The sequence below is a fragment of the Vreelandella alkaliphila genome (assembly GCF_016107625.1).
Lineage (GTDB): Bacteria > Pseudomonadota > Gammaproteobacteria > Pseudomonadales > Halomonadaceae > Vreelandella > Vreelandella alkaliphila.
The window spans coordinates 123070-136370 of the sequence record NZ_JABASV010000003.1 but is presented as its reverse complement, the minus strand read 5'-3'; the positions used below and the strand labels follow the sequence as shown (position 1 = coordinate 136370).

The 13301-nt window shown below is 54.4% G+C and carries 13 protein-coding genes; 3 read left to right on the top strand and 10 right to left on the bottom strand.

Annotated elements, in window-relative coordinates:
• Positions 1-259: 259 nt before the first annotated feature.
• Together dnaG and rpsU are read right to left on the bottom strand one after the other, a co-directional pair.
• Positions 260-2164, bottom strand: coding sequence for a DNA primase (gene dnaG / locus JFC11_RS05880; RefSeq protein WP_120386452.1), 1905 nt, complete (start codon positions 2162-2164; stop codon positions 260-262).
• 177 nt (positions 2165-2341) lie between these two features.
• The gene (gene rpsU / locus JFC11_RS05875; protein WP_007113641.1) at positions 2342-2557 is read right to left on the bottom strand and encodes a 30S ribosomal protein S21; all 216 of its coding nucleotides are present in this window, start codon (positions 2555-2557) and stop codon (positions 2342-2344) included.
• 220 nt (positions 2558-2777) lie between these two features.
• Here rpsU and tsaD point away from each other — a divergent pair, with 220 nt between their 5' ends.
• Positions 2778-3827, top strand: coding sequence for a tRNA (adenosine(37)-N6)-threonylcarbamoyltransferase complex transferase subunit TsaD (gene tsaD, locus JFC11_RS05870; RefSeq protein WP_198348956.1), 1050 nt, complete (start codon positions 2778-2780; stop codon positions 3825-3827).
• 22 nt (positions 3828-3849) lie between these two features.
• Here tsaD and plsY read toward each other — a convergent pair whose 3' ends face one another.
• Positions 3850-4431, bottom strand: coding sequence for a glycerol-3-phosphate 1-O-acyltransferase PlsY (gene plsY / locus JFC11_RS05865; protein WP_232482795.1), 582 nt, complete (start codon positions 4429-4431; stop codon positions 3850-3852).
• A gap of 93 nt (positions 4432-4524) precedes the next feature.
• Here plsY and folB point away from each other — a divergent pair, with 93 nt between their 5' ends.
• Both folB and folK read left to right on the top strand, forming a co-directional pair.
• On the top strand, positions 4525-4881 hold the full coding sequence (folB, locus tag JFC11_RS05860; protein WP_095603986.1) for a dihydroneopterin aldolase: 357 nt from the start codon (positions 4525-4527) through the stop codon (positions 4879-4881).
• On the top strand, positions 4878-5423 hold the full coding sequence (folK, locus tag JFC11_RS05855; protein WP_198348955.1) for a 2-amino-4-hydroxy-6-hydroxymethyldihydropteridine diphosphokinase: 546 nt from the start codon (positions 4878-4880) through the stop codon (positions 5421-5423). The genes folB and folK overlap by 4 nt, the downstream gene beginning before the upstream one ends.
• 20 nt (positions 5424-5443) lie before the next feature.
• On the opposite strand, the gene JFC11_RS05850 is transcribed toward folK, so the two are convergent.
• From JFC11_RS05850 to JFC11_RS05820, 7 genes are read right to left on the bottom strand one after another with little or no spacing between them, the layout of a single operon-like run.
• Complete coding sequence (locus JFC11_RS05850; protein ID WP_198349074.1) at positions 5444-6589, bottom strand: tRNA nucleotidyltransferase/poly(A) polymerase-related protein; 1146 nt, start codon at positions 6587-6589, stop codon at positions 5444-5446.
• 46 nt (positions 6590-6635) lie between these two features.
• Positions 6636-7451, bottom strand: a complete 816-nt coding sequence (locus tag JFC11_RS05845) for a symmetrical bis(5'-nucleosyl)-tetraphosphatase (protein ID WP_198348954.1) — start codon at positions 7449-7451, stop codon at positions 6636-6638.
• Positions 7452-7473: 22 nt separating this feature from the next.
• On the bottom strand, positions 7474-7851 hold the full coding sequence (apaG, locus tag JFC11_RS05840; protein ID WP_089039622.1) for a Co2+/Mg2+ efflux protein ApaG: 378 nt from the start codon (positions 7849-7851) through the stop codon (positions 7474-7476).
• The gene (gene rsmA / locus JFC11_RS05835; protein ID WP_120386447.1) at positions 7848-8678 is read right to left on the bottom strand and encodes a 16S rRNA (adenine(1518)-N(6)/adenine(1519)-N(6))-dimethyltransferase RsmA; all 831 of its coding nucleotides are present in this window, start codon (positions 8676-8678) and stop codon (positions 7848-7850) included. Before rsmA ends, apaG begins: the two co-directional genes overlap by 4 nt.
• Positions 8679-8704: 26 nt before the next feature.
• A complete protein-coding gene (pdxA, locus tag JFC11_RS05830; RefSeq protein WP_095603991.1) occupies positions 8705-9754 on the bottom strand; it encodes a 4-hydroxythreonine-4-phosphate dehydrogenase PdxA in 1050 nt (349 codons plus the stop codon).
• 12 nt (positions 9755-9766) lie between these two features.
• Positions 9767-10804, bottom strand: coding sequence for a peptidylprolyl isomerase (locus tag JFC11_RS05825; RefSeq protein WP_038477622.1), 1038 nt, complete (start codon positions 10802-10804; stop codon positions 9767-9769).
• A gap of 39 nt (positions 10805-10843) precedes the next feature.
• Positions 10844-13291: an LPS-assembly protein LptD gene (locus JFC11_RS05820; RefSeq protein ID WP_198348953.1), complete on the bottom strand. Its 2448-nt coding sequence runs from the start codon at positions 13289-13291 to the stop codon at positions 10844-10846.
• Between the last annotated feature and the right edge of the window lie 10 nt (positions 13292-13301).

Sequence of the window (13301 nt, the reverse complement as noted above, 5' to 3'; positions counted from 1 at the left end):
CTCGACGAAGAAGAATGAAACACCTGGGGCGCTGAATCGATTAAACTCAACAAGCCGAACAGTATAGCGTAAATAGCAGGAATTTTTCCAGCGAAACGTATTTGCGCGGTCATTCAGGTGTGTTAGGTTGTTCGGTTAGGCCAGCGCCTGGCGACTGACCCTTTATTTGGTGCCAACGTTAGGGAAATTCAACCCTAGCGCCTCAAACTCTACTCATTCCAAACTCTACTCATTCAAAGACAAACGCCGTAAAGCCGGCTTAATGTCGTTGAACAAGCTCCATCATTAAGCTTGCCAAACGCTGCCGCTGCGCTTTATCCAGCTTTTGCCCAGAACGCTCTAAATCCAGCAACGCCTGGTACTCTTCCTGAGGCGATCGCTTGCGCTGAACCTCTATTAGATGTTCAACCAACCCTGTCAGCTCAGTCTCTCGGGTTCCCTTGGGAATCAGCAACTCCCGTGACGCCAACTCAGCCAAGACCTGACCTTCATGGCTCCCCTGAAAGTGCGCCAACACCACTTGCGGGCTGCGATAACGCCCGGCACGTAGTAACTCAATCAAGTCACGGCATAACGGTGCTTCTTCACTCTCCGGCAACCAATCCAGGGAATCCGGCAGCGACGTCACTAAACCAGGCTCATGCAACAGTAGCTGCACAATACGCGCAACGGTTGAGAGCACTTGCGGGCGAGGCGACTGAGCGCGCCCCTTTTGTGCCTTTTTACCAGCAGGCTTTGCGCCGACCAGCTGCTCCTCATGATGCTCAAACGGCATCATGTCGGGCGACTCAAGCGGCTCCCAGTGCACGGCTTCCTGCGAAGGCGCTTTCTGTGCCTCTTTTTGCGCACTGGCGGCCGCGCGTTTATCAAGCAGCGTTTTCAGTTGCGATTGTGCCAACCCACTGCGCTTAGCTAACGCCTCCAACAGTAACGATTTGAGCATGCCTTCAGGCACTTTGTTCAATGCCTCAAGCACCTGACTTGCAAACCGCTCTCGCCCTTCCACGGTATTCAAGTCTCGCCCCTGCGCTGCCTGCTCAAAAAGAAACTCAGATAGCGGCATCGCACAGGTAACGCGATCTTGAAATGCGTCGCTACCTTCACGGCGTACTAGCGTATCCGGGTCGTCACCTTCCGGCAGAAACAGGAAGCGCGCTTCACGACCGTCAATCATCTGCGGCAAGGCGGTTTCCAACGCACGGCTGGCCGCTTGACGTCCTGCACGGTCACCGTCAAAGCAAAAAACCACACGGCTAACTAAACGAAATAGTCGGCTTAGATGGTCTTCTGTTGTAGCCGTCCCTAAGGTTGCGACAGCGTTGTTGATACCGTACTGCGCCAGCGCCACGACATCCATGTAACCTTCAACGATGACGAGCTGCTCAAGCTTGCTTGACGCTTGGCGAGCCTCATACAACCCATACAGCTCACGTCCCTTGTGAAAGACAGGCGTTTCAGGCGAGTTCAGATACTTAGGCTGCTCATCGCCCATTACCCGACCGCCAAACGCGATGGTGCGCCCCCTTAAATCCCGAATGGGAAACATCACTCGATCACGAAAGCGGTCATACGTTCGCCCGGTGTCTTCACGGTGAATAAGCAAGCCATACTCTACTTGTACAGGCTCACCAATACCCCGCGCACTCAAGTGCTGCTTTAGGGCTTCCCACCCACCAGGCGCATAGCCAATACCATAAGTACTGACAACATCTGGAGATAATCCGCGCCCTTGCAGATAACGCTGCGCTCCCTGCCCTTCCTGCATTTTTAGCCGTTCTCGATAAAAACTGGCAGCAAGTTCAAGAAGATTAACGCCCTCTTTGCGCTTTTTTTCGCGCTGCTGGGCGCGCGGATCATCGGCACCCTCACGAGGAACATCCAGCCCTAAACGACTAGCCAACTGCTCAACCGCATCGGGAAAGGGTAGTTTGTCGTATTCCATTAGAAAGCGTAGCGCATTACCGTGGGCACCACACCCAAAGCAGTGATAAAACTGTTTATCAGCGCTGACCGTAAACGATGGGGTTTTCTCTTGATGGAAAGGACATAGCCCAGAATAGTTACGCCCGGCCTTTTTAAGCTGCACACGCTCACCAACCACCTCGACCACATCAACGCGGCCTAACAGGTCATCGATAAAACGTTGTGGAATTTGGCCTGCCATGAACTGCGGGCATCCTCGCGCAAAGCGCTAACTCACTTGCCTAGGGTCATCGGGCTTATTACCAAATCACCATAGACAGCGATAAATCAAAACAAAAACAAACGGCCACCTAGTGGCGGCCGCTTGACATCCCTCTTGAGATGGCCAGCTAACTGCTCCGGCCCCCTCGGGTACGGATCAATAGAGCCGTTCGAAACGCTTTTGCTCACGCTGAATTTTCTTGGCGTGGCGTTTTACGGCAGCTGCCGCTTTGCGTTTACGCTCAGCAGTCGGCTTCTCATAGTGCTCGCGGCGGCGTACTTCAGAAAGAACACCGGCTTTTTCGCAAGAACGCTTGAAGCGACGCAGGGCGACGTCAAACGGCTCGTTATCACGTACTTTTACAGAAGGCATTAAGCACTCACCTACCTTAAGGAGTCTTGAGTTCGGATAGTACGTACACTTTTAGAATACAGTGTACGACCCAGTTTTACAGCGCACAGTAGTCTAGTCGTGGTTGGCGATCTTTGCAAATGCTTACGCGCCTTAAGCATGAGAATGCTAAACTAGGCGACTGATTAGCAGCACTGGTTTCTAACCTGCAACTTTTTAACTTACAACGAGTTCTTCAGCCATGCGCGTACTAGGCATTGAAACGTCTTGCGATGAAACGGGCGTCGCGATTTATGATACTTCGCACACTGGAGGCCGCGGCCTGCTCGCTGACGCGCTGTATAGTCAAATTGCCATGCATGCCGAGTATGGCGGCGTGGTGCCTGAACTCGCTTCTCGCGACCATACGCGCAAACTATTGCCACTGATCGAGCAAGTATTGCACGACGCCAAGATGACGCGTAGCGACCTAGACGGCATTGCCTACACTGCTGGCCCGGGGTTAGTCGGCGCACTCATGGTGGGCGCCAGCACAGCGCATGGTATGGCACGTGCGTTGAACATCCCCGTACTGGGCGTACACCACATGGAAGGCCACCTGCTAGCCCCTATGCTGGAAGATGATGCCCCTGACTTCCCTTTCGTCGCCTTATTGGTCTCTGGCGGACACACTCAACTTGTCGAAGTACAGGCCCTAGGACACTACCAGTTACTCGGGGAATCCGTTGATGATGCAGCGGGTGAGGCCTTTGACAAAGCGGCCAAAATGCTCGGGCTCCCCTACCCCGGTGGCCCTCACGTTGCTAAGCTTGCTGAACAGGGCAATCCAAAACGCTTCCGCTTTCCACGGCCAATGACCGACCGCCCTGGCCTAGACTTCAGTTTCTCCGGCTTGAAAACCCACACGCTGACCGCTATTCGCCAATTAGAAGCTGCTGGCGAGCTAGACACCCAGGCCAAGGCTGATGTGGCGAGGGCATTTGAAGAAGCCGTAGTGGACACCCTGGTTATCAAATGTCGCCGCGCACTGGATCAAACCGGATTGAAGCGCTTAGTGGTGGCAGGAGGCGTTAGCGCTAATCAACGCCTGCGCGAACGCCTCGCGGTTGAAACGGAGAAACGCAACGCGCGATCTTATTACCCTCGCGGGCGCTTCTGCACCGACAATGGCGCGATGATCGCTTATGTGGGCGCCCAACGACTGGCGGCGGGTGAGCATGATGACAACGGCATTATGAAGGCTACACCGCGCTGGCCGCTGGACACGCTAACGCCTACTAAACACCTATAGCTCCTACACCTCTAGCCCCTGCCTAGCCGCGTAGATGAGGCTCTTCTCCGCGGCGCAGGCGGCGAATATTTAACCCATGGCGAGCAAGCACCAGTAGGCTGAACCCACTCACGACCACAACATAGTCAGGTGCTAGCCACGCACAAGCCAGCGGTGCGACGAATGCACTAACAAGCGACGCTGCCGCTGCCATGCGTAGCCGCCAAGCCAGCAGCATCCAGCACACCGCACTAAGCAGTGCCACGCTGGGTACCAATATCAACAGCACACCAAACGCACTGGCAACCGATTTACCACCGCGAAACCTATGCCATAGTGGATAGCTGTGACCTAGCAGAACAGCAAATCCAACCGCCCCTTGCAACCAAACAGGCAGCCCTAACAATTTGGCTGCCAGCACTGCAGGTGCCCCTTTTAATGCATCTAGTAAAAGCGTGGCGACGGCTAAGCGCGGCCCGTAAAGGCGTAGCACATTCGAAAACCCAGGGTTACACGAACCGCAATATCGCGGATCAGGAACACCTGCTAGCCGGCATACGCTAAGCGCCGCCAACCAGCTTCCGCTTAAGTAGCCCACCATCATCCATATCACTCCGCCCACCATCTTGGCTCCTTCCCAGCGTTAGATCGTACCTAGCTGTCGTTTCGCGCTATCCTCAAGTACAATCCCCCGCTTGTTGACGCTAGAGGAATAGCTGTGGATCGCATTTTGATCGAAGCGCTGGCAGTAGATACCGTCATCGGTGTGTACGACTGGGAGCGCACTATTGTTCAGTCTTTGAGCTTGGACTTATCGCTCGCAACGGATATTCGTCCCGCCGCCGCTGCAGATGATTTGAGCCTAACGCTTGATTATGCAGCCATTTGCCAGCGAATTCAGCGCTTTGCCGACGAGCACCAATTTGCTCTCGTCGAGACATTTGCCGAGCGCCTAGCTGAGTGCTTACAGCAGGAGTTTTCCATTATCTGGCTGCGCCTTACCGTACGCAAACCGGGTGCCGTTCCACAAGCCGCTAGCGTCGGTCTTGAAATCACCCGCGGCACGCTTCCATGAGCTTGGTTACTCTCAGCTTAGGCAGCAATATCGATCCGGACACTCATATCCGCCTGTGCCTAGATGCGCTTGAAGACACGTTTGGCCTCCTTCAAATATCGCGCATATTTGAAAGCGAGCCGGTAGGGTTTAGCGATAATCGCAACTTTTACAACCTTGTGGTTGCCTTTGATAGCGATTGGTCGGCGGGTGAGCTGCAGGCGTGGTCTAAGCAACTCGAAATTGCCCATGGCCGCACTCCCGATATGCTTAAGTGTAGTCCTCGAGCACTGGATATTGACCTGCTCACAGTGGGCGGTATTTGCGGCACTATTGACGGTGTTACCCTGCCCCGAGGGGAAATCACGCACAATGCCTTCGTTCTACAACCGCTGGCCGAACTGCTACCCGATCAGTATCACCCTATCTATGGCTTGTCTTACGCTGCGCTATGGCAGCGCTTTGAATTGGGTAGTCAACGCTTATGGGCCATCGACTTTCATTGGCGTGGGCGCTGGATTTCCCAGGCAGACTCTGTGCCAAAGGCGGTATCCGCTCGCTGAACAAAGCCTATAACCAGCCCTTAGTGCGTATCCATCAGCGCACTTGCTACTGCCTGTTGGCGGTGCTCACGTAGCGCCTTACCTAAAGCTGCACCGCGATAACCCGCTTGCAATAGCACTTGAGGGTCAACGCTTTGTGCAGCCTGCCACGCCCGATTCAGCGGTTCGAGCGTATTCTCTGCTAAACGCTTAATGAGTTGTAACTGTGCATTAACCTGCGCGGGCTTACGCCAACCGTCCAAACGCTCCAGCCAGTGCAGAACGCGTTCGTCACTTAATGGCTCGGCCAATATATCCCTACTCAACGCCACATGGCGCGCCAGCTGCGTCACCGCATTAGGCAATCGCAATCTAATTGCCAGCGCATCACGCTGAGCATCATTCAATACCGACACCAACAACGCGTAGCGCCAGTGAGCCAGAGGAAGTGAGCTGTCGATAGCTACCTGTGCAACCGTCTCAAGCGCCATCAGCTCAAGTGCGTTTGCCAGCACAACGTCATCGGTTAGCTCAGGCCACCAAGCAGCCAGCGCCTCGCAATCTTTTAAGGCGGTGAAGTAACGGTCAGGATTTGGTTCACCCAACGCTTTTTCGGTTTCGACCCACACTCGCTCCGCAGCAAGGTGGCTAAGCTCACCACTGCGGCTTACATCTCGCATTAGTTCGAGGGTTTCAGGCGCAATGGCAAACCCTAAGTGCGCATAACGGGCAAGAAAGCGTGCAGTGCGAAGCACCCGTAGGGGATCTTCACTAAATGCCGGGGACACATGGCGTAATAGCCGCTGCTCAATATCTCGCTGTCCGTTAAAGGGATCGGTCAACGCACCATCAAAGCGCTGCGCAATCGCATTGATGGTTAAATCACGTCTTGAAAGGTCTTCTTCTAAGGTCACATCAGGACTTGCGTGTACTTCAAAGCCACCATAACCGTGGCCAGATTTTCTCTCAGTGCGCGCTAGCGCATACTCTTCGGCGGTATCAGGATGCAGGAATACTGGAAAATCGCGCCCCACTGGTTTAAAGCCCCGCTGTTGCATGACTTCTGGCGTGGCACCGACGACGACCCAATCATTATCCACTACCGGCCAGCCTAACAGCGCATCGCGCACTGCCCCGCCAACACGATAAACATCGAGTCCTTTGGTTTTCGCATCCACCTGAAACACGGCTACCGCCCTTTTTTCAATGTCTCGTGTTTTAATGTCTCGTATTTTAATGTCTAGGCTGACGGCTAGGTACGCTGATGCGCTCACCCGATTCCATATTGAGAGCGGTTAACGACCCACCCCACACGCAACCAGTATCCAGCGCTTCAACCTTTATCTTGGCGTTCGGGGTTTGGCCCTCTAATGCAGCCCAGTGCCCGAATAACAGTTGAAGCGCATCGGCTCTTGGGTATTGAAACCAAGGGGTGAACCCGTCAGGCGCACTTTCCAAGCCTTCTTTAGCAGCAAAATCTAGCCGACCGTTAGCGTCGATAAAGCGCATGCGGGTAAATATATTGACGAAACAGCGCAAACGATCAATCCCTTCTAGATCATCATGGAACTGGTCAGGTTGATTACCAAATAGCTGCGTTAAAAAATCACCCGAACGCTCACTAAGCAAGGCCGTCTGCACTTCTTGGCTAAACGATACCGCTTGCTCGGCGCACCACGTTGGTAACACACCGGCATGGGTCATCAGCGCATTGTTTTCATAAACTGCCAATGGCTGGCTTTGCAGCCAATCCAGCACCTGTTCGCGCTGTGGTGCTGCAAGAATATCGCTTAGAGTGTCGTTTTTTTTCAGTTTGCCGCCGCCACGAGCCACCACCAACAAATGAAAATCGTGATTACCCAGCACGCATCGAGCGGCGCTGCCTAACGCCTGCACTTCCTGCAAGCAAGCCAGCGAGCCAGGGCCACGATTGACCAAATCACCAACCAGCCAGAGTGTATCGTTTGCTGCATTGAAGCTTAGCTTTTCTAGCAAACTGACAAACTCGGCATGACAGCCGTGCAGATCACCAATGGCATAGGTGCTCATCGCTCCCCCTTTTAGAGAATGGTCAGTGAAGCTGACGCGGCACCGCTAGCCTGAAAGGCGCAATGGGCACTTCAAAAGCTCGTTGGGTGTAGGTGTTAAGCAGCGTGTAAGCGCCTTCCATAACGCCTACCGGCGTCTGCAGAATGGCTCGACTGGTGTAGCGAAAACGCTGCCCCGGGCCAATTAACGGCTGCTGGCCCACCACCCCTTTGCCACGCACCTCTTGGCTATCACCGTTACCTTGGGTAATTTTCCAGTAGCGCGCCATAAGCTGCACGCTATGAGGGCTTTGGTTATGTACCGTCACGGTGTAACTAAACACGAAGCGCGACTCACGGTCATCTGACTCGGCTGCACGGTACTCAGGCGCGACGCTAACCTCAATGGCTAGGGCACTCACGCGTCAGAACTCCCATTACCACCAAGCGCTTCGTCAGTAGCCACTTGGTTGGCGATAGTGACGTACTCTGCAACCGTCAAGGTTTGAGGGCGCCGTGCAGGGTCAATGCCTAGTGCTTCTAATGTTTCTGCGCTTACCCTGCCTTTCAGGTTATTGCGCAGTGTTTTGCGTCTCTGACCAAACGCCAGCTTGACCAATTCAAACAGCAGCGCTGGGTCATCTGCTGTTTGGGGCAAGCTTTCGTGAGGCGTTAGCCTAACAATGGCGGAGTCAACTTTCGGCCTGGGAACAAAGGCTTCCGGCGGTACGACAAACAGCTGATCCACGTGGCAGTAATATTGCGCCATCACCGACAGGCGCCCCCAATCAGTGCTACCTGGCTCAGCGGCCAAACGCTCAACAACCTCTTTTTGCAGCATAAAGTGCATATCGGCAATCGCATTGCCCATGGTTAACAGGTGCACTATCAACGGCGTCGAGATGTTGTAAGGCAGGTTACCGACGACTCGCAGCGCAGGGCCATCCCCTTTTAGCGCGGCGAAATCAAACTTTAGCGCGTCACCCTCATGTATAACAAAGTCAGGGTAGTTAAAAAACTGCACCCTTAAGCCCGGAATAAGGTCACGGTCTAATTCAATGACTTCAAGCTTTCCTGCCGCCTCTAGCAACGGAGCAGTGAGCGCGCCTTGCCCAGGGCCAATTTCGACGAGTCGGTCGCTTTCGCGAGGCCCAATGGCACGGACAATACGCGAAATGATGCCGAGGTCACGCAGAAAGTTTTGACCAAAGCGTTTACGAGCGCGGTGCTGCTGAGGCACTTGAGACATCTAACAGTGTTCCTTGGAGGGTTGATTCATAAAGCATTTAAGCCATTGGCGCGCTGCGCGGAAAGTCGCTTTGCTAGCGCTAGGGCAACGCCTAAGCTATTGGGGTCGGCAGTGCCGCGACCGGCTAAACTGAGCGCGGTACCGTGATCTACCGAAGTACGCACCAGCGGCAAGCCAAGTGTAATATTCGCCGCCTGACCGAAGCCTGCGTATTTTAACACTGCCAGCCCCTGGTCATGATACATCGCCAGCACCGCATCAACGCCCGCTAAATGGCGTGGGGTGAAAAGCGTATCCGCTGGCAACGGGCCTTGAACATCAAGGCCTTCAGCGCGCAGCGCTTTCAGCGCGGGGATAATAACATCGAGCTCTTCGCGCCCTAAATGGCCATCTTCTCCTGCATGAGGGTTTAGCCCACACACTGCAATGCGCGGAGCGGCAATCCCAAACTGGTTTTTCAGATCAGTCGCAAGCAAACGGCTAATACGGGTAATTTTGTCGTAGGTAACCGCATCCGCCACGTCACGCAGCGGTAGGTGTGTGGTAACAAGTGCGACGCGTAGGTCACTGTTACCCTGCCAACGGCTCGACTGGGCATGCAGCGCCTGGTCGGTAGCCAACAACATCACGACCTCATCAACCCCACAGGCATCGCGCAGCCATTCGGTGTGGCCAGTGAAGCCAGCAAAGCCGCCTTCGATAATCACCCCTTTATGCAGCGGTGCAGTGACCATGGCCGCTGCATGCCCCTGCTGACAGGCGTCTACAGCGATTTGCAACGTCTCTAGCACATAGCCTGCATTAGCAGGATTGAGCACGCCTGGGAGTGCTGGTTCGCGAAGTGCCGCGGGCCACACAACCAAATGCCCTGGCGAGGAAGTAACCCCGCTTCCAGGGGCTGCTTCTATCACATCAAGATGAAGCCCCAGCAGCGATGCACGCTGTTTTAGCAACTGCGTATCGCCAATAGCCACCGTATTATTCAATTGGCCATTGGCGGCCAGCATCAGCGTGATTTCTGGCCCGATGCCCGCTGGCTCTCCGGTAGTTATCAGCAGTGGCGCACTATTGCTCATTAGATTGGCTCATTAAAGGCGAATATCGACAAAAGCCTGTTCACGCATTTCACGCTGCCACGTCTGTAGCTCTTCGTTAGCACGACGCTGGAAAATGGCCTGACGAACCTGCTCACGGCGACTTTCATCCGTCACATCCTGACGGCGACGCTCTAGCACTTCAATGACGTGGTAGCCAAACTGGGAGCGCACTGGCTCAGATAGCTGGTTAGTACTCAACGACCCCATCGCTTCTTCGAAGGCTGGCACCGTTTGTCCTGGACGCACCCAACCAAGCTCGCCGCCATTCATGGCACTGCCACGGTCGTCGCTAAACTCACGAGCGACGGACGCAAAGTCTGCCCCCTGCTGTAAACGCTGGCGAGCCTGCTCAGCGCGGGCACGAGCCTGATCTTCATTGCGCGTTGGCGTTAACTCTACCAACACGTGGCGGGCACGTACTTCTTCAATGAACGCTTGCCCCTGCTGAGATGGTTGCTGGCTCAAGAAGCGTTCAACGTCACGATCAGTCACGGTGACACGTTGACTAATTTGGCGCTGCTGTACTTGGCGCATCAACATTTCGCGGCGTATTTCTTCACGTACGTCACCCAAGGTCATGCCATCCGCCTCTACGGCATCGGCAAACTGTTCTAGCGTCATGCCGTTAGACTCAGCAATGGAGCGCAACTGGCGATTTAGCTCCGTGTCGTCCACGCTAAGGTTGGCTTGGCGAGCCATTTGTAGTTGGATTTCATCCATCACCATGCGCTCTAGTACCTGCTGAGCCAGTTGGCTACGAGGCGGTAAGTTACCGTCCTGGGTTTGCGCCTGCTGCTCTACCTGGGCAATGCGGTCATCAAGCTCACTGCGCATGATGACGCCGTCATTAACGACAGCCACAACACTATCCAACATTTGCCGCTGGGTTGATTCGAAATTTTGTGCGTAAACCGATAGCGGCACAAGCGCAGCACTCGTTCCAAGACAGAGCGCCATCATACCGCCCGCAGAAAGCAGTTTTGCCCGATTTTTCAAGCCATCGGTCAGCAGGGTCATTCTGGTAGTCATAAAGAATCTCTTTCAGTCAGTCGCCATTTAACAAAATCGTTACAGCGGCGTTGGGCGGTAGCCAGGAATGGCCTGTTCAAAGTAGCCGTCAGCCTCTTGACCAACGCCACCAAGACCACGGAATACAAAGCGTAAAAATAGCCCGCGATCATTAAAGTCATCACCCACGCGGGCGGTGTCGTTATCGTCTACCCACTCACGCCATACTAGCTGTAAGCCGTAGCAGCAGTCGTTCCATTGAACGCCTGCCAGCCGTTCAAGCGCGCGGTCATTAGTTTGATCGTGCAGATAGCGACCAATCAAATCAATCCTCGGGCTGGCTTTCCAAGCAAGTGACAGATCCCACTCTTCTCGGCTGTAATCTCTAAAGCCGTCATCGCCGGGTACGACGCCTGGATCGAAACCTTCGATCTCCCAACGGTAACCAAGGTTCACTACGTGGCCAGCGGGATGGCGATAACGCGCATCAACGCTAGAGCGTTCGGTCTGTTCACGCTGGTCGTCGTATAACCATTCATAACCCGCACTCCACCGATCATTTATCTGCCAATCAAGCCGCGTCACCAACGGAGAGCGATCGCGAGTGGCTTGATAGCGGCTAAGCGGATTCACACTTGGATCATCCTCTGGACGAGCAGGCAATGTGTCTGGGTCGCCTTCACTATCGATGCGGCGCTCAGATAAATAAACACTTTGCCCAACCCCAAGCGTTAACCGATCCTGCCCAGTGGCGTCTTCAATAAAGCGAGATTGTACGCCAAGCGACACGCGATTGAGATCACCTAAACGATCTGCGCCTGAGAAACGATAAGGAGACCATAGCTGATCCCACGAGAACGCTCGCTCGCGGCTGTCAAAATCAGGCAGTTGTGTTTGGTTAGTACGTGGGACGTATGCGTAGTTCAAACGTGGCTCAAGGGTTTGGCGATAGTCTCGTCCGCGCAGCTCTAATTCACGCTCAAACACCAGGCCACTATCTATCGATGTGACCGCCGCACTGCGGCTGGGAGACGTGCCACGATCAGTGACGCGATCGCCATAATCCAACTCATAAGCGGTATGCCATAATTCGGTACGCGGCTCGATATAGCCCCAAGGTTGCTCAAAACGCCAACCGATAGCCGGCGTGAGATGCAGGCGCGTGCCGATGGCGGCCTCGCGCTCAGGCACCTGTCGCTCGTCTACATCACGCCAGAAATAGGTCGCGTTAGAGCGCCATTGCGTATAGAGACCGCCGCCTAATTGCCAGTCAGAGTTCGCTGTCAAACTTGGTAGGCGATAAAATGGCTTATCGGAATCACTCAGCGGGTCTTCCAACCGCTGAAAACCCTGGGCACGGGCATCTAACTGCCAACGCTCACCGCGGTAATCTACCTGAGCCAGCCGCTCCATACTAACGCGTTCACTATTGCCAAACTCACCACCAAAATCATCGAAATAGCGACCATCACTGGCGGCACCATAGCGCAATTGGTAATCACTGCGTGGCGTCAGCGTTCCTGCATGCTGTGCATCAATATACCAGCGATCATTACCTTCAAAGCGGTTATCACCATTTTCACTGCCGTCATCACTATTGATATATCCGCCTTCTATCGTCCCTCTACTCTCTTCAAGCAGATAGCGGTACTCACCATTGAGCAGCAGCCCACGGTCAGACATCCAGCGCGGTGTAATGGTGGCATCATGATTTGGCGCTATGTTCCAGTAAAAGGGCTGCGCATAGTCAAACCCCTCATTGGAAAAGCTAATAGAAGGTGACAGCAATCCTGTATGACGGCGGTCATCAATGGGGAAACGTAGCCAAGGCCAGTAAAAAATCGGCACGTCTTTTACTTCTAAACGTGCGTGCCGTGCGGTACCAAACCCTTCTGCTTGATTCAGCTTTATATCGCTACTAACGAGTTGCCAGCTATTGGCACCTGGATCGCACGTCGTAAATGAAGCATTGCGTAGACGATATTGCTCTTCACCGGTTTGCTCTAATTGACTGGCCTGACCGCGTAAATGTTGTTCGTAGAGCACATAGTGGCTGTTACGTAACGAGGCTCGGTCATCGTTCAGCATTAACGTGGCTTGCTCGCCGCGCACCAGCGCCTGACCATCTCGTATGGCGAGATTGCCTTCTGCATCTACGCGTTGGCGGTCGGCGGGTAAATACATCTGCGCCGCCTGTAGCTCTGTGTTTCCACGACGCAGTACAACATCACCGCGCAACAACGCTTCCCCATCTGCGGCGTAATCGACTTCCTGAGTCTCCACCGACAACGTTTCGGGGTTATCCACCGCTGGCAAGCGGTAGTCAGGCATCACATATCGCCCTCGGCACAGCTGATGCGGTGCTTCATCTTGGCTCCAGGCCTGCCAGTCAAGCGCCTCGGCAGGCAGCGCCTGGCCTTGTGCCACCGCTGAAAATGAGGCGCCAGCGAGCAAACTGCCCAACAGCGTGTGCGCAACCGGTACGGTACGCGAGATTCGCTTGCCCATGTTCGTTATC